A 19134-nucleotide genomic window follows, 5' to 3' on the forward strand; every position below is an offset into this window, starting at 1 on the left:
GGGATGCCGAGCACCGAGCGGGCGATCGATCTGGCCGAGGACGCGGCCGTACGCTTCGTCGCGGCCGTGAGTCCGCTCGGCGAGCAGGAGTTGCGGGCCCCGGCGTCGCTCCCGGGATGGACGCGGGCCTACGGGATCGCGCATGTGGCACAGGCCCTCGGTGCGTACATCCGCATCCTGAGCGGCGCGGCCCATTCCGACCGGGGTGCGGAGGTTTCCGACCGGACCACCGCCGCGTACCGCCGCCCCGTCGAGGAGACGGCCGCGTTGCCGGGACCCGACCTCGTGCGCGAACTGCACGAGGGCGCCGAGGAGTTCATCGCCCGAGCGCGGTCCCTGAGCGAACAGGACTGGGAGCGCGAGGTCACCTCGGGAGGCGGCTGGCAGCACACGGCCCGCTACACGCTGCTGCGCTGTCTGCGCGAACTGGAGACCCACCACACGGACCTGGGCATCGGCTACGGCAGCGACAAGTGGCCTGTCCCGTATGTGCGGTGGGCGTTGGACGACACCTTGGAAACCCTGCGGTCCCGGCACTTCCCGGTCACGGCCGTCGAGGCCACCGACCTCTCCGTACGCTGGGAGATCTCTCCGCACGGGCCGGTCGTGGCCGGCCCGTCCCGGCTGCTCCTGGGCTGGCTCGCGGGCCGCGTCCCGGCGCGGAACCTGTCCTCGGTGGCACAGGTCCTGTCGTCTGCGCCTCTGCCCGAACCGCCGCCCTGGCCCCAGCCGCCCGTGAAGGGCTAGTACCCGCCCGGTCCGTTCACTGCTCGCGCGGCAGCGTCTCGCCGGTCTCCAGGAGCGTCTTGAGGTCGGAGATCAGATGCGGCCAGCCGCCGGAGATCATCTGCTGCAGGGTGCTGCCCGGCTCGAAACCGTCGTGGACGACGGTCAGTTTGACGATCTCGCCCTGCTGCTCGAGGTCGAAGGCCACCTTCGAGCGCGGCTCGGATGCCAGCTTCCCGTAGGTCTCCTCGTCGACCCCCACCGCCTTGGCCCACTCGGGCGTGAAGGTGTGCCAGGTGTACGAGAGCCGGCGGTACGGATCCGCTTCGAGGACCACCTGGGCCGGGTCCGCGCCGGACAGACCCTCGCCCTCCCAGACGACCGGGGAGCCGGGCGCCCAGTCGGTGCGCAGCGAGATGCCCCAGTAGCGGCTGGTGAACGCCGGGTCGGTCAGACCCTGCCAGAGCTTCTCGGGCGTCGTACGGATGTAGGTCGTGTAGACGAACGCGTTGCTGTCCATGGGGGAGTGCTCCAGTGCTGTCTTGAGGTCGGCGAGTGCCTGCACCCGCGTGCGGTCGTACCGGCTGATCCAGCGGTCGGCGATGGCGTTGATCGGCTCGGCGTTGAGGTAGTGGAGCTTCTCGCGGCCCTGCTTCACCGAGGTGACGAGACGGGCCGCTTCGAGCAGGGCGAGGTGCTTGCTCACCGACTGGCGGGCCATGTCCAGCCCCGCACACAGTTCGCGCAGACTCTGCCCGCCCCGCTCGTTGAGACGGTCGAGCAGACGGCGCCTGCTCGGATCCGCCAGCGCTTTGAAGACCTCGTCCATCGCTCTGCTCCGACCCCCGAGCCAATATGCAGCCATCTGGCTGCCTAAAAGACGATAGGCAGCCAGATGGCTGCATGTCAAGGCGACCGCCGTTCCCGCGTGGGGGACTGCGGGGCTGCGGGGCTCGTGCCAGAGGCCGGGGACAGCAGGCCGGCTCTGGAAGGCCGGCCCTAGAAGGTCAGCTCTTCGTGTACGGGAGCGAAGAACCGCTCCACATCGGCCTCCGTCACCGAGGCCAGATCGGCAGGGGCCCACTTCGGCGACCGGTCCTTGTCGATCACCTGGGCGCGCACCCCCTCCACGAGATCGGGCATCGTCACGGCGGCGCGCGAGACGCGGAACTCCTGGACGAGGACCTCCTCGAGGGAGCTCGACTCGCCTGCCCGCCGGACCGCTTCGAGGGTCACCTTGAGCGAGGTGGGCGACTTCGACTGGAGCGTGACCGCCGCCTGCTTCGCGGCCGGCACGCCACTGTCGAGCAGGCGCTCCAGGATCTCCTCGACGGTGTCCGCGGCGTAGCACGCGTCGATCCACTCGCGGGCCTCGGCCAGTTCACCTTCGGGTGCGGGCCGCGTCCACCGGGCGAGCGCTTCGGGCGCGGGCAGCCGCGCGAGATCCGCCTGCAGGTCCGGCAGTCGCTCGGAGGGGACGAAGTGATCGGCGAGCCCGCATAGCTGGGCGTCCACCGCCCCTACCGCCGCCCCGGTCAGCGCCAGATGCGTGCCGAGCAGGCCGGGAGTGCGGGAGAGCAGATACGTACCGCCCACATCCGGTACGAAGCCGATGGTCGTCTCCGGCATCGCGACCCGTGAGCGCTCCGTGACGACACGGAGCGCCCCATGCGCGGACAGTCCGACACCGCCGCCCATCACGATGCCGTCCATCAGGGCCACGTACGGCTTGGGGAAGCGGGCGATCCGCGCGTTGAGCCGGTACTCGTCGCGCCAGAAGGCGGCCGAGGCGCCGCCACCCGCCTTCGCGTCGTCGTGGATGGCCCGGATGTCCCCGCCCGCGCAGAGCCCGCGCTCGCCGGCTCCGGACAGAACGACGGTCTCGATCGAAGGGTCCGACTCCGCAGCGGTCAGTGCGGCGTCGATGGCGCCGACCATCGCGTGGGTCAGGGCGTTGAGCGCACGCGGCCGGTTGAGCACGATCCGGGCGGCGTGGCCCTCGGTCCGTACCAGAACGTCGTCGGTCACCAGGGTGCCTTTCATACGGTGGAAGATCCGCTTCCACCGTACGCCGGAGGCCCGGCACACCTGCCGGGCCTCCGGATGGATCAGCAGAGCAGAAGAAGCAGGAGAGCAGAGGAACAGGAGAACAGAGGAACAGGAGAGCAGCAGTTCAGCAGTGCGGCAGTTGAGCAGTTCAGCGGTGCAGGCCTCACAGGTCGGTCGCGATGATCCTCTCGATGTTGCGCTCGGCGAGCGCGGTGATCGTGACGAACGGGTTCACGGCGGTGTTGCCGGGTATCAGGGCGCCGTCGATGACGTAGAGGCCCGGATAGCCGTGCAGCCGGCCGTAGTTGTCGGTGGCCTTGTTCAGGACCGCACCGCCCAGCGGGTGGTAGGTGAGATGGTCGCCCCAGACCCTGTTGGACCCGAACAGATCGCTTCGGTAGATCGTCCCTTCCTTGCTGTTGATCTTGTCGAAGATGGTCTTCGCCATGTTGATCGAGTCCTGCTTCCAGGCGCGCTGCCAGGACAGGTCGACCTTCTGCGTGGACGGGTTGTACGTGAACTCGGCCCGCCGTGTGTTCTTCGTGATCGACAGGTAGAACGAGGCGAAGGTCTCGATGCCTGTCGGCAGCGGCGCGACCTCGGCGAAGGCGCCTCCCGCGTCCCAGTTGTCGATGCCCGAGCACGGGATCGTCGACTGCACGTCGCCGGTCGGATCCCACAGGTGGTTCGCGCGCCCGACCATGACGTTGCCGTTCTCGCCCCAGCCCTTGCCGACCTCGGCGTTGAGCTGGGGGAGCGCACCGGTGGCCTTCAGCTTCACCAGGAGCTTGCTGGTGCCGACGCTGCCGGCCGCGAAGAACACCTTGCCCGCCTTCACCGTCTTGGTGGCCACGGTGGCGCCGCTGGTGTTGATCTGCCGGATGGTGACCGCGTAGTCCCCGCCCGTCGCCGGCGTGACCGAAGTGACCTCGTGCAGCGGGGAGATGGTGACCTTCCCGGTGGCCTTGGCCTGGGCGAGATAGGTCTTCGGCAGGGTCCGCTTGCCGTAGTTGTTGCCGTAGAGGATCTCCTGCCCGAGCGCGGACTTGGGTACCGAGCCGTTGTCCTCCGCCTCCATGTACGCCCAGTCGTATACGTCCGGCACGAACGTCCAGGCGAAACCGGAGCGTTGAGCATGCTTGCGGCCTACACGCGAGTACTGGTAGTACGACGTCCGCTCGAACCAGTCGGGATTGATCAGGCCCACGCCGAGACCGGAGTTGGCCCTCGGGTAGTAGGTCGCGTACATCTCGTCGGCGTTCACCGACGGCAGCACCGAGGCGAAGTGCTGGCGGCGCGGGGTCACGGCCATACCTCCGTTGACCAGCGAGCCGCCGCCGACTCCGCGGCCCTGGTAGACGGAGATCCCGGCGAAGTCCTCGGCGTCCAGGATGCCGGCGAACTTCGGCACGTCCTTGTCGATCGGGAAGCCGAGGAAGTTGCTGATCGGCGCTTTGGTCCTGGTGCGCATCCAGAACGAGCGGTAGTCGGGGCTGGTGACCTTCGGATGGATCTTCCCGTCCGGGCCGGCGGGAGCGGCTCCCCAGTCCTGACCCATCTCGACCATGTGTACGTCGATGCCGGCCTGGGCCAGGCGCAGTGCCGCGACCGAACCGCCGTATCCGGTACCGATCACCAGGACCGGAACCCGTCCTCCGTCGGGTATGTCCGCTGCCGCCATGGGACGGGCGTGCGCAGCGGTCACCTGGGAGGTCAGAGCCGCGGCGCCAAGAATAGAACCTGTTCCAGCGAGGAGTCTTCGACGGGAAATCCCGTCAGAACCGTTGGCACGCTTGGGAGTTGAGTGCATGTGATCTTCCTCACCTTCTGTGGGGTGAGGACAGGTTCTACTGTTACCGGGCCGTAAAGTCACGCTAAACCGATAGGTAACTTCTGCCCGATCTTGTTACAGGGGCGGTCCGCTGTCCCGTACGCCCGGTACAAACCGGAACGCCCCTGCCGCCTGTCAGGCGCTCAGCCGGCGCACCTTGAGGATGTTGTTGGCCCGGGTCATCGCCCGTCCGTCGACCAGCGTCACCTCGTGCTCGTAGAGCCGTTCGGTGCGCACCTCCCACTGGCAGAGGTTCAACTGCAGCCCCGCAAGGACCTCTTGCGTGCTCGGGAAGTGCACGTCGGGGTGCGGCCCCGGCTCCCAGGAGGGGAAGCCGGCGTGATCGACGACGAGCAGCGTGCCACCGGGGGCGACGGCCGCGGCGGCGGTGCGCAGGATCGCGTCACGGGGCAGCGCGATGAGCGACTGCAGGAAATGCGCGGAGATCAGATCGAACGAGCCGGACGGGAAACTGCTCGCGAGGTCGTGGCGCTGGAAATCGATCCGCTCCGCAACACCCGCCTCCTCGGCGTGCCGTGCGGCACGCTCGAGCGCCACGGCGGAGACATCGCTCGCCGTCACCCGCCAGCCCTGCTTTGCCAGCCAGATCGCGTCGCCGCCTTCGCCGCAGCCCAGATCCAGGGCGCGGCCCGGCGTGAGGCTTTCGGTCTCCTCGACCAGTTCGAGATTGGGCCGGCCGCTGAAGAGCTTCTCGCTCTGTCGGTAGCGCCCGTCCCAGAACTCCTGGGCGCTCGGCGACTCCTCGCCGGTCGTGGTGCTCCGTGTCTCGGTCATCGTGTGGGCCCTTCCGCTCGCGGTGCACGGAGGGCCAGCGTGTGCCCGCTCGGCACGCAGGGGCAAAGTCTGTTGCCGAAGCGGCAAATCTCACCCGCTCGCGCCACCTGCGGTACGGGACTTTGGGCCCTGCCGGTGCGGGACCTTTGCGGGCCCGAAGGACCCGGTTGCCTCCATAACCTGGCGACACGAGGGGCGTCCCGTTTCCGGGGCGCCACAGAGCATGCGAAGGGGGAGAAGGCGCCCGTGCGTTTTCATTTCGGGCTGCGCGTCGTGAGCTACCGGCCCGACGAGGAGGGCCCGCTGTGCGGTGAGCGCATCGACACCGTCCCGAACGGCCCGTACTACTGCGGCGAACGCAAGATGGCCGTCCGCTGCCCGGCCCATACGGGCCAGAGCGCGCGCAGGCCCGCACGCCGGGCGCACGCGTCCCACTGAACGCCGCATGGAACGGGGAAGGCCGGGCTGCAGGGGCGAGATCCGGCCATCCGTATGACGATGGTCCAGTGAACGAAGCGCACACGGGCGCCCGCACCGAGCGCCCCCTGGACAAGAGTGATGTCCCCGCCTGGCTGAGCCTGCGCGACGCCATCGAGGCGGTCGACCGCACCGGTCACCACCGGGACGCCGACGATCTCGCCGAGGAGCTGGCCGACCCCAAGCTCGACCTGGCCACGGACACCCTGGCCGTTTTCGACGACGAACAGCTCATCGCGTACGCCATCCTCCACACGCCCGAGGGGGCCGTGGACGCGGCCCGTTTCGACGGCGACGCGGGTGTGCATCCGGCATGGCGGCGCGAGGGCGTCGGCGCCCGGCTCGTGGACTTCCTCGACCAGCGGGCCAAGGCCCTGCACGCCGAACGATTCGCGCCACTGGAAGGCCGGTTGATGATCACCGGCAAGTCCGGTGACGAGAACCTCGAGGCGCTGACCGCGGCGCTCGGCTTCGAGCCCGAGCGCTACTGGTTCGAGATGGCCCACCCGCTGCAGCACGGCCGGCCCGCACGGGTTCCCGCTCCCGAGGGCCTCGAGATCGTCCCGTACGACAAGAGCCTGGAGGAGGCGACGAGGCTCGCGCACAACGACGCCTTCCGCGACCACTGGAACTTCACGGTCATGGATGAGACGGACTGGCGCACCTGGGTCACCGGCTCCCGCTCCTTCCGGCCGGAGATGACACGGCTCCTCGTCGACGGCGACGAGGTGGCGGCCTATCTCATCGCCGAGGAGTCGGAGGCCGACACGGAGGCCTTCGGCGTCCGCGACTGCCACGTCGGCTATCTGGCCACGCGCCGCGCCTACCGGGGCCGGGGTGCGGCGCCCGCGCTGATGGCGGCCACTCTCGAGGCCGCGTACGAGGCCGGGTACGACACGGCATCGCTCACCGTGGACACGGTGAATCCGTCCGGTGCGCTCGGGCTGTACGAGCGGCTCGGGTACACGGTGGCGCGGGAGTTCGTGACGTATGGGCGGGCGCTGGGCTGAGTTGGTGGTGTATGAGCCGGCGCTCGGCTGACGTCATGAGGTGTAGACGGGCCCGGGGCTGATTGCTCGCGCCCATGTCGGCAGGGCCCGGCCAAGTGCCGGGCCCTGCCGGTGTGTTCAGGACGCCGCGACCAGGCGATGTCCTTCACCGGCTGCGGCCCGGACCAGTACCTCGGCCAGCTCGCCGGGCGCCGACAGCATCGGCCAGTGGCCGGTCGGCAGGTCGTACAGGGTGACCTGCGGGTCCAGGAGGCGCCGGGCACGAGGGTCACCGGCCGCCACGACGGCCTCGACCAGGGCGATGCTCATCCCGTTCGCGGTGCAGAAGACACCGGACGCGGGCAGTCCCAGGGCTTTGCCCGTCAGCCGCAGCGGCTGGGTCAGGGTGCCGATGGGCTGCGGTGCGGCGAGTCGGACGAGACGTTCGAGACCCGCCTCGTCGATCCCTTCCAGGCTGCCCCACGTCATCGTGTCCGTGAGCGGCGGCGGCTCGAGCGTATGACCGTCCTCGCTGTGGGCGATGCGCCCGGTGACATGGTCGGACGCGTCGTCGGGCGCGACATCGAGCACCGATTCGCCGTCCTCGGGCATCCCGGTGTCCACGTACACGATCCGCTCGACGCGTTCGGGCCTGCGGTCCGCGGCGCCGAGCACCGGGAAGATGCCGTAGCAGTGACCGACGAGGACGAGCTTCGGGGCGTCCGCATGGTCGATCAGCTGCACCACGTCCTCGACATGGGTCTCCAAGTCGGTGGCCGGACCGGCGAGATGGCGGCGGTCCCCGTAGCCCGTGAGGGTCGCCGGATGGACCTCCGCACCCCCGCCGCGCAGCTGCGCCGCCACGTCCCGCCAGATCCAGCCGCCCGTGTAACCGCCCGAGACCAGGACGTATCCCGTCATGACCGTGCTCCTTTCCCGCGGCGCCCGGTCCGTCGGGCCGGCCGCGCTCGTCCGAACCGTAGGAACTCCACCTGGGGGAGGTTCAAGGCCGCGCGCCGAGAGAGCGCGCTGCCGTGTGGGTGCCGGACGTTGTCATAGGCGGCGGGTAGCGTCGAGCGCGACGATCTGCCCCCTGCGACGAGGAGTCCGCGATGCGGAGGATCATCCTGTCCCTGTCGGTGTCCCTCGACGGCTACTTCGAGGGGCCGGACGGAAGTCTGGACTGGCATCTGGTCGACGAGGAGCTGCACCAGCACTTCAACGACGAGCTGCGCACCATGAGCGCCTTCCTCGACGGCCGGGTCTCCCACGAGCTGATGTCCGCGTACTGGCCGACGGCCGACGCCAATCCCGAAGCGTCGCCCGCCGAGGCCGAGTTCGCGGGAATCTGGCGCGACATGCCCAAGTACGTGTTCTCGCGCACCCTCACGGAGGCCGACTGGAACACGACGATCCTGCGCGAGGTCGACCCGGACGAGATCAACGCACTCAAGGCACAGCCGGGCGGCGACATGGTCATCGGCGGCGCGACCATCGCCGACGAGTTCCGCCGCCTGGGCCTCATCGACGCCTACCGCCTCTACGTCATGCCCGTGATCCTCGGCGCCGGCCGCCCCCTGTTCCCGCCCACCGGCGTGCGCAGCGATCTGCGCCTGGTGGAGACACGGAGGTTCTCGAACGGGGTGGCGCTGCTCGGCTATGAGGCGGGGCACGCCGGGGAGTAGTCCCGGAGGCGGACGGGGGAAGAACCGCGCTCCGCCTGCGATGCGCCCGCCGCGAGCATGTCCAGCATCTCCTGGGTCGGTGTCCCCATGAAGAAGTACTGTGCGCCGTCCCGCCCCGCCTGCTGGTGTTCGGCGACAAAGCCGCGCATCTCTCGTTCGTACGCCGCGAACGCCGCCCGATGGTCGCCGCGAGCCGCCGCGAGCCGCCGCGAGCTCACCCGCGAGGAGGTAGGCGCCGATCAGCGCCTGAGAGGTGCCGCGGCCCGATGTGGGTGCCGCGCAGTAGCCGGCGTCGCCGAGCAGCGTCACGCGCCCCTTGGACCAGGTGTCCATCTCGATCTGCGCGTTGGCGTCGAAGTACAGGTCGTCGCAGGTCTCCAACTCCCGCAGCAGCCGGGGCACTTCCCACCCTTCGCCCGCGAAGCGCTCGGCAAGGATCCGCCGGTGCTCCGGGCGGTCCCGGCCGTCGTGGGCGAGCGGCTCCGAAGCGAAGTGCAGGGCGGCGCGGGCCTCGGTGTTGCCGCGGGCGCTGAAGATGTTCGCCGCCTTGCCGGGCACGCTGTACAGAAGTCCGGTGTTCTCCAGGCCCAGGTAGTTGTCCAGGCTGAAGACGGCCGAGTAGATCCCGAGGTGGCGGATGAACTGCTCCTCGGGCCCGAACACAAGACTCCGGGTCCGTGAGTGCAGCCCGTCCGCGCCCACGACGAGGTCGAACGTGCGCGGCAGACCGCGCTCGAACTCGACCCGGACACCGTCGGCTCGCTCCTCCAGGCCCGTGATGGAGTCGCCGAAGACATACTCCGTGAAGCCCCGGGTCGCCTCGTACAGCAGTCGGGTGAGATCGCCCTTGAGGATCTCGAGATCGCCCGCGTAGACGACCGCCGGCAGTGTGGCGTACGGCCGGCCGTGCTCGTCCACGAGTGTGGCGTCGCCCATCTTCGTGTCCAGGGCGCGGACTTGACCGAGCAGGCCCATGCGATCGAGCACGTCGAGGGCCTCACCGCGGAAGTCGACGGCGTATCCGCCGTCACGCAGCTGCCCGGCACGTTCGACGACGGTGGCGGTGAATCCGTGGTGGTGCAGCCAGTAGGCGAGGGCCGGGCCTGCGACGCCTGCGCCGGAGATCAGGATGTTCATGGCGGGCTCCTTCGTGTACGGGGTCTCTATGCGTACAACGTATGGAGCAAGTCTCCCTATGAACAAGGGAAGTTGAGCGCCAGGAGCCCTAGTGCACTAGCCTAGGTGTACTAGGGCGGTGAGGGCAGGTCGAGGGAGTGGGCATGGGGGAGCGGCCGCCGTATCTGCGGATCGCGGATGCCATCGAGGGGCGTATCGCGTCGGGGGAACTGCGCCCGGGGGACCGGGTACCGTCCACGCGGCAGATCTGTCTGCGCTGGGGCGTGGCGATCGCCACCGCGACCAAGGCATTGTCCGCGCTGCGGCAACGAGGGCTGGTGCGCGCGGTCCCCGGTGTCGGCACGGTGGTCGGCGACGAGGCGCCCGCACCGCTGCCCCGGCAGACAAGGCGACAGGGCCGGACCAGCCCGCCGGGGGAGGCGGACAGCGGCCCGCGGGCCGAGATCGTCGGCGCCGCGCTCAGGATCGCGGATGCGGAGGGTTTGCAGGCGCTGACGATGCGCCGGATCGCCACCGCACTCGACGTCGCGACCATGACGCTCTACCGGCACGTCCGCACCAAGGACGAGCTGATCGCCCTCATGGCCGACGCCGCCTTCGCCTCCCGACCACTGCCCCCGACGTACGAGGGCTGGCGCGAGCGGCTCGAACAGTGCGCCCGCACCCAGTGGGAGCTGTACCAGGAACACCCCTGGCTGGCCCGCGCCATGAGCATGAGCAGACCGCTTCTCGTGCCGCACGGCATGGTGCACATCGACGGGATGCTGCGCGCGCTCGACGGCCTCGGCCTCGACGACAACGCCCGGATGCACACTGCGATCACGCTGTTCGGCTACGTACGTGGCGCCGCCGCCGACCTGGAAGCGGAAGCGGCGGCGGCACGTGACACCGGACTCGACAGCGAGCAGTGGCTGCGCGACCGGGAAGCCGAACTGAGCAGGCTGCTCGCCGACGGCTCCCTGGCCGCGTTCGCCGAGCTGCGGCGCGCGCCGGGCGTCGAGATCGGGGTCGACTCACTCTTCGCGTACGGACTGGGGCGCTTCCTCGACGGGGTGGCTCAGCTGATCGAGGGCCGGCGGTGAGGTGCCTGGGTGGCGCTCAGCGCAGTGCCCTGTCCTCAATGCAGTGCCCTGCGCTCAGTGCAGCGCCTTGAGGCCGATCACACAGCCCACGATGCCGGCCAGGAACAGCAGCTTCAGGGCCGATACGGGCTCGCCGTCGAAGATCATCGCGTAGGTGACGGTGAGGACCGCGCCGATGCCGACCCAGACCGCATAGCCCGTGCCCACCGGCAACGTGCGCAGAGCGAAGGCCAGACCGGCCATGCTCGCCACGAGGCCGACGCCGAAGACGACGGTGGGAAGGACGCGGGAGAACCCCTCGGATTTACCCAGTGCGGTGGCCCAGACGGCCTCGAGCATCCCGGAAACGATCAGAACGATCCATGCCATGACGACGACTCCCTCAGCACCGTCGTCGAAAATCCGGGTACGGCGCGCCTCGTCCGGGAGCCGGTTGGGGCTCTGACCTCATGATCGCACAAACGGTCGTACGGGAGCCGGGCGGAAGCCGGTGACCTTTGCCACCAGTGCCCGGTCCGCACAAGGGGTGTCACACCGAACGAGGGGTCTCCCGTCGGACAAGGGCCTCACGCCATCGAGACGACCACCTTTCCCGCCTTGGCGCGGCCCTGCTCGGCGTACTCGAGAGCCTCGCGGGTCCGGTCGAACGGGAATACGCGGTCGACGACAGGCCGGATCTCGCCGGCGTCGATCAGCCGGGTCAGCGCGCGCAACTGGTCGCCGCTGGCCTTCATGAACAGGAAGGAGTACGTGACGCCCCGGCGCTTGGCGTGGCGCCGGATCGTGAAGCTCAGCGCGTTCATCACCTGGCGAAGGACCGGGTTGGCGCCCAGCTCGCGGGCGAACTCCGCGTCGGGAGGCCCGGCGATGCTGATGGCCTTGCCACCGGGCCGGAGGACCCGCAGGGACTTCTCGAGGGTCTCGCCGCCGAGGGTGTCGAGGACGAGGTCGTAGCCGTCCAGGAGTTCCTCGAAGTCCTGGGTGCGGTAGTCGATCACGACGTCCGCACCGAGCTCCTTGACCAGGTCCGCGTTGGCCGCGCTCGCCGTGGTGGCCACGTGAGCGCCCAGGTGCCGGGCCAGCTGGACGGCGATGGTGCCCACTCCGCCGGAGCCCGCGTGGATCAGGACCTTCTGGCCCGGCCGGACCTCACCGCGCTCGACCAGCGCCTGCCAGGCGGTGAGGGCGACCAGCGGGAGCGAGGCGGCCTGTTCCATGGTGAGACCGGCGGGCTTGGGGGCCAGGTCGTTCTCGTGGACGGCGATCAGCTCGGCGAAGGTGCCGATGCGGTCCTTGTCGGGGCGGGCGTAGACCTCGTCGCCCACCGCGAACCGGGTGACGGCCGAGCCGACTTGGACCACGACACCCGCGAGGTCGTTGCCCAGGATGAGCGGGAGGCGGTACGGCAGGATCCTCTTGAACGCGCCGTCGCGGATCTTGAAGTCCAGCGGGTTGACGCTCGCGGCGCGGATCTCGACCAGGACGTCCTCGGGGCCCGGTCGCGGATCGGGCGAGTGTGCGGCGCGTACCGCGGACCGGTCACCGTACTTCTCGATCAGGAAGGTCTTCATCGCGCACTCCGTGTCTCGTCCGTGGGCGGCGGGGGGTTCACGCCACGCTCGGCGCAGCGGCGAGCTGCTGCTTCACATACCGAGTGGTGTCGTCGGCGAGGATCTCGGGCAGACCCGCCTCGATGCCGGACAGGGCCTGGGCGGCGACATCGGCCGGGTCGGCCTTCTGGTCGGCGGGCACGGCGGCAGCCATGTCGGTGTCCATGTATCCGACGTGCAGGGCCGATACGGAGATGCCGCGGGGCGCCAGTTCCTCCCGGGTCGCGCCGGTCAGCGCCCAGGCCGCGGCCTTCGCCGCGGAGTAGGCCCCGAGGTGCGCCGGGTGCAGCCAGGACAGGACCGACAGCACGTTGAGCACGGAGCCGCCGCCGTTGGACTCGATGACCGGGGCGAACGCGCGCGTCACGGTGAGCGGGCCGAAGAAGTTCACCTCCATCTCCTGGCGCACCGCGTCCGGGCTGCCGGCGAGCAGCCGCGTCCCCGTGGAGATGCCCGCGTTGTTGACCACGAGTGTCACGTCGGAGGCGGTACGGGCCGCGGCCTCGATGGACTCCGGGTCCGTCACGTCGAGCTGCAGCGGGATGGCGCCGGGAAGGTCGACCGTCTCGGGTCGCCGGGCTGCCGCGTACACCTTGGCCCCGCGCTCCAGGAGCTGGGCGGCGAGGTGCCGTCCGAGTCCTCGGTTGGCGCCGGTGACCACTGCGACCGCGTTCTTGAGCTCCATGAGCACTCCCTGCGTGGAGGGCGGGTGACCGCCCGTTCGTCATTAGATGTCGAGCGACATCTAAACCCTACCCTAGAATAGATTCCGACCGACATCCAAATGGGAGGTGTGACCGATGGGCCGCGTATCGCAGGCGCAGGCGCAGGAGAACCGCCGGCGGGTCGTGGAGACCGCCTCCCGGCTGATCCGGGAGCAGGGGACGCATGTCAGCGTCGCCGACCTCATGAAGGCGGCCGGCCTGACCCACGGCGGTTTCTACAAGCAGTTCGCCTCGAAGGAGGAGCTCATCGGCGAGGCCGCCGCGCACGCCTTCGCCGAACTCGCCCGGCATCACACGGACGGACTCGATCGCCATCCGGGGGAGCCGGACGCCGCGCAACGTGCGGCGATCGACGCGTACCTCTCAGTCGAGCACCGCGACAGTCCGGCCGACGGCTGCCCCGTTGCCGCGCTCGCCACCGACGTCGCGCGCGAAGGCGCGGGGGACGAGGCCCGTCGCGTTTACGCCCAGGGGGTGCGCGACTTCGCGGACTGGCTCGGCACCGAGGACCAGGACGGCATCACCCGGCTGTGCACCATGTTCGGAGCGCTCGTCCTGTCCCGGGCCACCAAGGGGTCCCCGCTCTCCGAGGAGATCCTCGCTGCCGCGCGGGAAGCGCTGACGGTCACTGACTGACCTCTCGGTGCGGGGCGGCCCTTGGGTTCGGGTCGCCGGGCCGGTCAGCCCGCCTCGTCGTTGTACCGCGTCAAGTACGCGGCGAACCGCTCCAGTTCGGCCGGCTCCCAGGCGCCCAGGCGGTCGTGGAAGGCCTGGCTGCGGCGGTCCGCGGCGCGCGCGAGCACCTGCTCGCCCTGCTCGGTCAGGTGCAGCAGCTGAATGCGGTGGTCGTCCGGATCACTGCGCCGCTCGACGTGTCCGGCCCGCTCGAGGGCGGCCACCTGCCGGCTGACGGTCGACTTGTCGAGCAGGTAGTGCGCGGCGAGATCCGTTGCCCGGCAGCCGCCGCTGTCCTCGAGGTGGGCGAGCAGTGTGAACGACACCAGGGACAGCTCCGGGTGCATCCGTGCCGCCGCGGCGCGGGCGCGGCGCGCGAAGGCGGTGAGCTCGCGCTGGATGGTGGCGATCGCCGCCTCCCGTTCGCCCGCTGCGCCGGCCGTACCGCTCATGGTTGCTCCCTCTGCAAAAGTAGTTGTACAGTACATCTATCAAGTAGTTGTAAAAGGCAACTATCAGTTCTGAGGGACGCAGTCGTGAGCGGAACACACCGGCAGGATCACGGAAACACGCACACGGCCGTAGCGGCGCCCGCCTCGCGCCTGCTCGGCTCCGCGCCGCCCGGCACCCTGCGCCACGTCGTGACGCACCTGCTCACCCCGCTCCTGATGTGTCTCGGCATGGGCCTCGCCTACCTCGGCGCCTTCGCCCACCCCGAACCCCACCAGCTGCCCGTGGCGGTCGTCGGCAGCGGCGCCCAGGTCCAGGTCCTCGCCCAGGAGTTGCACGACAAGACCGGCGACGCCCTCGACGTACGCACGCTGCCGGACCGCGCGGCCGCCGAACAGGCCCTGAAGGCGCGCGACATCACCGGCGCCTATCTCCCCGGCAGCTCCACCCTGCTGGTGGCGACGGCCGGATCCGACACCAGCGCCACCGCCACGGAGCAGGTCTTCACGCCCGTCGCCGAGCAGCAGGGCGAACCCCTGCACGTGACCGACGTGGTGCCGCCCGCCTCGGGCGACCCCACCGGACAGGGCGTCTTCTTCCTGCTCGTCGCGCTGAGCATCGGCGCCTACGCCTCCGTCGCCGCGCTCGGCGCCGCCGGCGGGGCACTGCCGATGCGGATACGCGCCCTGTTCGTCGCCGGCACCTCCTTCCTCGTCAGCCTCATCGGCACCGCCTTCGCCGGCCCGGTCTTCCACCTCGTCGACGGCCACCTGTGGGGCCTGTGGGGGATGGCCTGGATGTACGCGGCCGGGATCCTGTTCCTCGGCATCGGGCTGCACACCTTCCTCAAGCGCTGGACGACGCTCGGCGTGATGGTCCTGTTCGTGATGCTCAACTTCACGAGCTCGGGCGGGATCTTCCGGCCGGAGCTGCAGAACGGCTTCTTCGGCTCACTGCATGCCTTCTGGAACGGCGCCGGCTTCATCGAGGGCGTCCGCTCCCTCGTCTACTTCGGCGGTCACGACCTGGCGCGCAGCGTGTGGACGCTGGTGATCTGGCTGGCCGCGGGATTGGCCGCGGTGACGGTCGCGGGGTTCGTCGAGCGGCGAAGGAAGGCGGCGGAGGCCGTCGAGGCGTCCCGGACTCCGCTCGCGTCCGGTCCCGCGCGGGCGCAGGACAGCGGTGAACTGGCCGCGGAGGAAGAGGAGATGGAGGAGGCGGTCGCCGTCTGAGTCGCAGGCGACCGGGCCCCGCAGGCGAGGAGGCCGTGAGCTTCGATCACCGAAGCGCACCCTCCTCGCCTGCGCGTTTTCCGTGTCCGCGTGCCCTCCCGTACGCGCATACGGAATCCGAGCGACGTTGTCAGTCCCGGATGCCAGACTGCGCGCATGACGACTGATGCCCAGGCCAAGGCCCATCTCCACCGCTATCTGCAGTCCGCCCGCGAGGCGCTGCTCTGGAAGCTCGACGGACTTTCCGAGTACGAGGTGCGCCGCCCGCTCACGCCCACGGGTACCAATCTGCTCGGCCTGGTCAAGCATGTGGCCGGTACGGAGGCGGGCTATCTGGGCGATGTGTTCGGCCGGCCGTTCCCCGAGCCGCTGCCCTGGATGACTGAGGACGCCGAGGCCAATGCCGACATGTGGGCGCGGCCCGAGGAGTCCCGCGAGGACATCGTGGGTCTCTACCACCGCGTATGGGAGCACTCCGACGCGACCGTCGAGGCCCTGGAGCTGGGTGCCACGGGTGAGGTGCCGTGGTGGCATCCGGAGCGCCGGAAGGTCACCCTCGAGCAGATCCTCATCCACATGATCGCCGAGGCCCACCGGCATGCCGGGCATGCCGACATCATCCGTGAACTGGCCGACGGCGCGGTCGGGATGAAGCAGGGCAACGAGAACCTGCCCTCGACGGACACCGATTGGTGGAAGGCGCACTACGAGCGCCTCGAGGCCGCGGCGAAGGAAGCCGACCGGAGCTGACGGGCTGCCGTGGGAGCCCCGCGCGGCTACGGTGCGGCCATGAGACGACGGCACCTGTGCGTGGCCCTTGCCGGGGTCGAGCGGATCGAGCGGTGGCGAGGTGAGTGGGACCCGGTGATGTCCGCCGCGGTCCCCGCTCATGTGACCGTGGTCTACCCGGAGGAGATCACCGACGAAGCGCTCCTGATCGAGCGCGCCGAGCAGTACTGCGCCACGTCCGGACCGTTCCGGCTCGCCCTCGGCGAAGTGCGCGCCGTGGACGACGGGCGGGACGGGGTGTTCGTCGCGGTGGACGATATGGAGGGCGGGTGGGCACGCCTGCGGGCGCAGTTGCTCGCTCCGCCGCTGCGTCCCCTCGACATGCTCGCCCACGTCACGCTCGCCCACCCCCGTACGAGCGGACGCGGCCCTCTGTGCTGGGCCGAGCTGGCCGGGCGGTATGCGGGCGACGTGGTGCGGGTGGCGGAGCTGCTGCAGACCGAGACCGTGTACTGGCAGGGGCGCCCACCGGAGTTCGTCGTGCTGCGGCGCATCGCGCTGAACGGTGGTGCGGGCGACGGCCGGTGAGGTGCCCGAGCCGCACGTCACGTACTGTCTGCCCATGCCCGCACTGCAGCGCCTGAGCCCCGCGCACGCACCGGCCCTGCTCGCCTTCGAGCAGGAGAACCGGGCGTACTTCGCCGCCATCGTGCCCGACCGGGGCGACGCCTTCTTCACCGAGTTCGACGCGCGGCTCCAGGACCGCCTGGACGAACAGGCCGCGGGGGAGTGCCACTTCCATGTGCTCGTGGACACCGAGGGCGCCATTCTCGGCCGGGTCAATCTGATCGATGTCACCGACGGCGAGGCCGAGTTGGGCTACCGCATCGCGAAGTCGGCGAGCGGGCGCGGTCTTGCCACGGCGGCGGTACGGCAGGTGTGTGCGCTCGCCGCGGAGCAGTACGGTCTGCGTGCGCTGCGCGCCGTGACCACCACCGACAACGCCGCCTCGCGCGCCGTGCTCACCCGGACAGGTTTCACCGTGACCGGCGAGATCGTCATCGCAGACGCGCCGGGCTTCGCGTACCGCAGGGAGCTCTGAGCGCACGCGCACAGCGAGGAGTCGGGCGCCCGCGCCCAACTCCCGCTGCCGCCGGGGTCCAGCACTCCGACCGCCAGAGCCGCGGCACCCACCGTCACGACCGGCGATCACGGTGACCGCCGCACCCGAGGGGCTACGTCCGCCTGAAGTTCACCGTGTGCAACGGCAAGTGCCGAGGCGAGCGCCGGCTCACCCGCTCACATGGCGAACCGGTCACCTCGCCGGCAGCTTGCACACCGCGTCGATGCCGAGCACATGGTTGAGCCGGCCGAAGGCCAGCCAGGACCCGATGCTCATGCTGAGTTCGACGATCTCCTTCTGCGAGTAGTGCGCGGTCATCCGGTCCCAGAACTCCTCGTCGAGGTTGTGGTGGTCGACCGCATAGCGTTCGGCGTACTCGGCCGCCAGGCGCGTACGGTCGTCGAACGCATCGGTCGTACGCCACTGCTCCACGGCTTCGAGGAAGGAGTCCTCGACCGTCTCCTCGCCGTCCCGTTCGGTGCGCCAGTCCATACACAGCGTGCAGCCGTTGATCTGCGCGATCCGCAGGCGCGCGGCCTCGAACTCGCGCAGCCCCAGGGTCGAGTGGGCGTATACGGACAAGGAGAACCCGGCCGCGGCCCGGCCGATGTGCGGGACCATGTCGTCCCAGACGTACCCGATCGGTTCCTGTCCCTCGGGGATATCGATGATCATGGCTGCTTCCTTCCGAGTCGGCCGACCGCGGGCCGGAGCGGGACGTCGAGTGCGTCGTAGAGTCCTGGCTGTTGCCCGGCGAGCCAGTCGATGGCGTTGACCAGGCGGCCGACCGCGGTGGCGTTGCCGCCCGCTGAACGGTTCTCGCCCTCGTCGCTCGCCTCGACCGTGACCTCGATATGCGGCTGCCCCTCGATGATCACGCGATGGGCGCCTGTGCCGTTCGCCGGCTGCGGCCAGTCGGGGGCGCACGAGGGGTGGATCCGGGTGACATGTTCGATGACCAGGCGCGGTTCACCGTCCACGATGCCCTGGACCTCGAAGCGGATCGCCCCCTGCGTACCGGCCTCGAACTCGCCCATGGACGGGGTGGTCACGGTCTCTTCGAGCGGCCGGCGCTCCATCGTCTCGCGGATGTCCTCGAGTTCGACGCCCAGCGCACGGGCGATCAGGCGCAGCTGGCCGCCCCAGATCATCGAAGGGACCGTCTCGATGAGCATGGGTGCCATGTAGTCCATGGGCTGCCCGAAGCCCACCGAGTAGCGGACGGCTTCAGGCTGTTCGTACGTGGAGTAGTCGAAGATCTCCTGACAGCGGACCGCGTCGATCCGCGAGCCGAGCCCGCTGATCAGGACCGGCAGCACATCGTTGCCCCAGCCCGGGTCGACGCCGGAGACGAAGAGCGAACCGCCGCCTTCCTCGACCGCTTCGAGCAGCGGGGCGCGCAGTTCGTCCGGGGTGTTGCGGATGTCGTAGAGGCCGTACAGCGCGCAGGTGACGACCACCGCGCCGGCCCGCAGGGCGCGGCCGATGTCCTCGAGGGCCTCGTCGGGACGCAGGTCGCCGGATGCCGCGTACACGACGGCCCGGGGTTTCCTGGCGAGGACGGCGTCGATGTCATCGGTCGCCGCGACGCCCAACCGGGTCTCGAATCCGGCGAGTTCGCCCGCATCCCGGCCCACCTTGTCCGGGGTGTGCACGATCACGTCCGTGAGCTCGAGCTCCGGGTGCGCGTCGACCGCGCGCAGGGCCAGACGGCCGACATTTCCGGTACCCCAGACAACCGTGGAAATCATGCGCGGAGGGTAGCTCTCGGTCCTTTCGGTTGGTAGAGCCTTGACCGAAGGATTTGACGGGCCGTCAG

General features: G+C 69.8%; 21 protein-coding genes, 1 pseudogene and 1 riboswitch. Of the genes and pseudogenes, 10 read left to right on the forward strand and 12 right to left on the reverse strand.

All coding sequences use genetic code 11. The features are described 5' to 3' along the window. Positions 1 to 3: 3 nt before the first annotated feature. Positions 4 to 747, forward strand: coding sequence for a maleylpyruvate isomerase family mycothiol-dependent enzyme (locus ABT367_RS01940; RefSeq protein WP_352248536.1), 744 nt, complete (start codon positions 4 to 6; stop codon positions 745 to 747). Between the two features lie 16 nt (positions 748 to 763). On the opposite strand, the gene ABT367_RS01945 is transcribed toward ABT367_RS01940, so the two are convergent. The 4 genes from ABT367_RS01945 to ABT367_RS01960 all read right to left on the reverse strand — a co-directional run bounded on the left by ABT367_RS01945 (position 764) and on the right by ABT367_RS01960 (position 5401). Beyond that, complete coding sequence (locus ABT367_RS01945; protein WP_352248538.1) at positions 764 to 1555, reverse strand: ArsR/SmtB family transcription factor; 792 nt, start codon at positions 1553 to 1555, stop codon at positions 764 to 766. A gap of 170 nt (positions 1556 to 1725) precedes the next feature. Further along, positions 1726 to 2769 carry an enoyl-CoA hydratase/isomerase family protein gene (locus ABT367_RS01950; protein WP_352248540.1) on the reverse strand — a complete coding sequence of 348 codons (1044 nt, stop codon included), beginning with the start codon at positions 2767 to 2769 and terminating at the stop codon, positions 1726 to 1728. A 169-nt stretch (positions 2770 to 2938) separates the two neighbouring features. Continuing rightward, positions 2939 to 4585, reverse strand: coding sequence for a GMC oxidoreductase (locus ABT367_RS01955; protein ID WP_352248542.1), 1647 nt, complete (start codon positions 4583 to 4585; stop codon positions 2939 to 2941). A gap of 156 nt (positions 4586 to 4741) precedes the next feature. Further along, positions 4742 to 5401: a class I SAM-dependent methyltransferase gene (locus ABT367_RS01960; protein ID WP_352248543.1), complete on the reverse strand. Its 660-nt coding sequence runs from the start codon at positions 5399 to 5401 to the stop codon at positions 4742 to 4744. A 246-nt stretch (positions 5402 to 5647) separates the two neighbouring features. Here ABT367_RS01960 and ABT367_RS01965 point away from each other — a divergent pair, with 246 nt between their 5' ends. Continuing rightward, positions 5648 to 5839, forward strand: coding sequence for a hypothetical protein (locus ABT367_RS01965; protein ID WP_352248545.1), 192 nt, complete (start codon positions 5648 to 5650; stop codon positions 5837 to 5839). Between the two features lie 68 nt (positions 5840 to 5907). Beyond that, the gene (locus ABT367_RS01970; RefSeq protein ID WP_352248547.1) at positions 5908 to 6888 is read left to right on the forward strand and encodes a GNAT family N-acetyltransferase; all 981 of its coding nucleotides are present in this window, start codon (positions 5908 to 5910) and stop codon (positions 6886 to 6888) included. A gap of 117 nt (positions 6889 to 7005) precedes the next feature. On the opposite strand, the gene ABT367_RS01975 is transcribed toward ABT367_RS01970, so the two are convergent. Next, positions 7006 to 7788: an alpha/beta fold hydrolase gene (locus ABT367_RS01975; RefSeq protein WP_352248549.1), complete on the reverse strand. Its 783-nt coding sequence runs from the start codon at positions 7786 to 7788 to the stop codon at positions 7006 to 7008. 191 nt (positions 7789 to 7979) lie between these two features. Here ABT367_RS01975 and ABT367_RS01980 point away from each other — a divergent pair, with 191 nt between their 5' ends. Further along, positions 7980 to 8552 carry a dihydrofolate reductase family protein gene (locus ABT367_RS01980; protein WP_352248551.1) on the forward strand — a complete coding sequence of 191 codons (573 nt, stop codon included), beginning with the start codon at positions 7980 to 7982 and terminating at the stop codon, positions 8550 to 8552. A 240-nt stretch (positions 8553 to 8792) separates the two neighbouring features. On the opposite strand, the pseudogene ABT367_RS01985 reads toward ABT367_RS01980, so the two are convergent. Continuing rightward, positions 8793 to 9689, reverse strand: a pseudogene (locus ABT367_RS01985) (FAD-dependent monooxygenase); the annotation flags it as partial. 143 nt (positions 9690 to 9832) lie between these two features. Here ABT367_RS01985 and ABT367_RS01990 point away from each other — a divergent pair. Next, entirely contained in the window at positions 9833 to 10771 is a 939-nt protein-coding gene (locus tag ABT367_RS01990) for a TetR/AcrR family transcriptional regulator C-terminal domain-containing protein (RefSeq protein ID WP_352248553.1), read from the forward strand. A 54-nt stretch (positions 10772 to 10825) separates the two neighbouring features. Here the strand turns inward: ABT367_RS01990 and ABT367_RS01995 are convergent, their stop codons facing one another. The 3 genes from ABT367_RS01995 to ABT367_RS02005 all read right to left on the reverse strand — a co-directional run bounded on the left by ABT367_RS01995 (position 10826) and on the right by ABT367_RS02005 (position 13066). Then, on the reverse strand, positions 10826 to 11140 hold the full coding sequence (locus tag ABT367_RS01995) for a DMT family transporter (RefSeq protein WP_165331003.1): 315 nt from the start codon (positions 11138 to 11140) through the stop codon (positions 10826 to 10828). A 13-nt stretch (positions 11141 to 11153) separates the two neighbouring features. Further along, a riboswitch (guanidine-III (ykkC-III) riboswitch) is annotated at positions 11154 to 11216 on the reverse strand. Between the two features lie 121 nt (positions 11217 to 11337). After that, entirely contained in the window at positions 11338 to 12342 is a 1005-nt protein-coding gene (locus ABT367_RS02000) for an NADP-dependent oxidoreductase (RefSeq protein WP_352248555.1), read from the reverse strand. Between the two features lie 37 nt (positions 12343 to 12379). Then, the gene (locus ABT367_RS02005) at positions 12380 to 13066 is read right to left on the reverse strand and encodes an SDR family oxidoreductase (RefSeq protein ID WP_352248557.1); all 687 of its coding nucleotides are present in this window, start codon (positions 13064 to 13066) and stop codon (positions 12380 to 12382) included. A gap of 115 nt (positions 13067 to 13181) precedes the next feature. Here ABT367_RS02005 and ABT367_RS02010 point away from each other — a divergent pair, with 115 nt between their 5' ends. After that, on the forward strand, positions 13182 to 13742 hold the full coding sequence (locus ABT367_RS02010) for a TetR/AcrR family transcriptional regulator (RefSeq protein ID WP_352248559.1): 561 nt from the start codon (positions 13182 to 13184) through the stop codon (positions 13740 to 13742). A gap of 44 nt (positions 13743 to 13786) precedes the next feature. Here the strand turns inward: ABT367_RS02010 and ABT367_RS02015 are convergent, their stop codons facing one another. Then, a complete protein-coding gene (locus ABT367_RS02015) occupies positions 13787 to 14233 on the reverse strand; it encodes a MarR family winged helix-turn-helix transcriptional regulator (RefSeq protein ID WP_352248561.1) in 447 nt (148 codons plus the stop codon). 216 nt (positions 14234 to 14449) lie between these two features. Here ABT367_RS02015 and ABT367_RS02020 point away from each other — a divergent pair, with 216 nt between their 5' ends. From ABT367_RS02020 to ABT367_RS02035, 4 genes are all read left to right on the forward strand, one after another. Beyond that, on the forward strand, positions 14450 to 15463 hold the full coding sequence (locus tag ABT367_RS02020; protein WP_352248738.1) for a hypothetical protein: 1014 nt from the start codon (positions 14450 to 14452) through the stop codon (positions 15461 to 15463). A 156-nt stretch (positions 15464 to 15619) separates the two neighbouring features. Further along, complete coding sequence (locus ABT367_RS02025) at positions 15620 to 16213, forward strand: DinB family protein (RefSeq protein ID WP_352248563.1); 594 nt, start codon at positions 15620 to 15622, stop codon at positions 16211 to 16213. Positions 16214 to 16252: 39 nt separating this feature from the next. After that, on the forward strand, positions 16253 to 16780 hold the full coding sequence (locus ABT367_RS02030; protein WP_352248565.1) for a 2'-5' RNA ligase family protein: 528 nt from the start codon (positions 16253 to 16255) through the stop codon (positions 16778 to 16780). Positions 16781 to 16814: 34 nt separating this feature from the next. Continuing rightward, positions 16815 to 17294, forward strand: coding sequence for a GNAT family N-acetyltransferase (locus ABT367_RS02035; RefSeq protein WP_352248567.1), 480 nt, complete (start codon positions 16815 to 16817; stop codon positions 17292 to 17294). Between the two features lie 213 nt (positions 17295 to 17507). On the opposite strand, the gene ABT367_RS02040 is transcribed toward ABT367_RS02035, so the two are convergent. Beyond that, entirely contained in the window at positions 17508 to 17990 is a 483-nt protein-coding gene (locus tag ABT367_RS02040; protein WP_352248569.1) for a carboxymuconolactone decarboxylase family protein, read from the reverse strand. Continuing rightward, a complete protein-coding gene (locus ABT367_RS02045; protein WP_352248571.1) occupies positions 17987 to 19066 on the reverse strand; it encodes an NAD(P)H-dependent amine dehydrogenase family protein in 1080 nt (359 codons plus the stop codon). The genes ABT367_RS02040 and ABT367_RS02045 overlap by 4 nt, the downstream gene beginning before the upstream one ends. Positions 19067 to 19134: the final 68 nt, after the last annotated feature.

It is taken from the genome of Streptomyces mesophilus (genome assembly GCF_040300965.1).
GTDB lineage: Bacteria > Actinomycetota > Actinomycetes > Streptomycetales > Streptomycetaceae > Streptomyces > Streptomyces mesophilus_A.

Excerpts from the sequence above, each read along its gene's own strand:
- ABT367_RS01950 (WP_352248540.1), bottom strand. The coding sequence starts at position 2,769 with ATGAAAGGCACCCTGGTGACCGACGACGTTCTGGTACGGACCGAGGGC.
- ABT367_RS01940 (WP_352248536.1), top strand. The coding sequence starts at position 4 with ATGCCGAGCACCGAGCGGGCGATCGATCTGGCCGAGGACGCGGCCGTA.
- ABT367_RS02040 (WP_352248569.1), bottom strand. The coding sequence starts at position 17,990 with ATGATCATCGATATCCCCGAGGGACAGGAACCGATCGGGTACGTCTGG.
- ABT367_RS01955 (WP_352248542.1), bottom strand. The coding sequence starts at position 4,585 with ATGCACTCAACTCCCAAGCGTGCCAACGGTTCTGACGGGATTTCCCGT.
- ABT367_RS01975 (WP_352248549.1), bottom strand. The coding sequence starts at position 7,788 with ATGACGGGATACGTCCTGGTCTCGGGCGGTTACACGGGCGGCTGGATC.
- ABT367_RS01990 (WP_352248553.1), top strand. The coding sequence starts at position 9,833 with ATGGGGGAGCGGCCGCCGTATCTGCGGATCGCGGATGCCATCGAGGGG.
- ABT367_RS02020 (WP_352248738.1), top strand. The coding sequence starts at position 14,450 with ATGTGTCTCGGCATGGGCCTCGCCTACCTCGGCGCCTTCGCCCACCCC.
- ABT367_RS01995 (WP_165331003.1), bottom strand. The coding sequence starts at position 11,140 with ATGGCATGGATCGTTCTGATCGTTTCCGGGATGCTCGAGGCCGTCTGG.
- ABT367_RS01960 (WP_352248543.1), bottom strand. The coding sequence starts at position 5,401 with ATGACCGAGACACGGAGCACCACGACCGGCGAGGAGTCGCCGAGCGCC.
- ABT367_RS02035 (WP_352248567.1), top strand. The coding sequence starts at position 16,815 with ATGCCCGCACTGCAGCGCCTGAGCCCCGCGCACGCACCGGCCCTGCTC.
- ABT367_RS02025 (WP_352248563.1), top strand. The coding sequence starts at position 15,620 with ATGACGACTGATGCCCAGGCCAAGGCCCATCTCCACCGCTATCTGCAG.
- ABT367_RS01945 (WP_352248538.1), bottom strand. The coding sequence starts at position 1,555 with ATGGACGAGGTCTTCAAAGCGCTGGCGGATCCGAGCAGGCGCCGTCTG.
- ABT367_RS02010 (WP_352248559.1), top strand. The coding sequence starts at position 13,182 with ATGGGCCGCGTATCGCAGGCGCAGGCGCAGGAGAACCGCCGGCGGGTC.
- ABT367_RS02045 (WP_352248571.1), bottom strand. The coding sequence starts at position 19,066 with ATGATTTCCACGGTTGTCTGGGGTACCGGAAATGTCGGCCGTCTGGCC.
- ABT367_RS02000 (WP_352248555.1), bottom strand. The coding sequence starts at position 12,342 with ATGAAGACCTTCCTGATCGAGAAGTACGGTGACCGGTCCGCGGTACGC.
- ABT367_RS01980 (WP_352248551.1), top strand. The coding sequence starts at position 7,980 with ATGCGGAGGATCATCCTGTCCCTGTCGGTGTCCCTCGACGGCTACTTC.
- ABT367_RS02030 (WP_352248565.1), top strand. The coding sequence starts at position 16,253 with ATGAGACGACGGCACCTGTGCGTGGCCCTTGCCGGGGTCGAGCGGATC.
- ABT367_RS02015 (WP_352248561.1), bottom strand. The coding sequence starts at position 14,233 with ATGAGCGGTACGGCCGGCGCAGCGGGCGAACGGGAGGCGGCGATCGCC.
- ABT367_RS02005 (WP_352248557.1), bottom strand. The coding sequence starts at position 13,066 with ATGGAGCTCAAGAACGCGGTCGCAGTGGTCACCGGCGCCAACCGAGGA.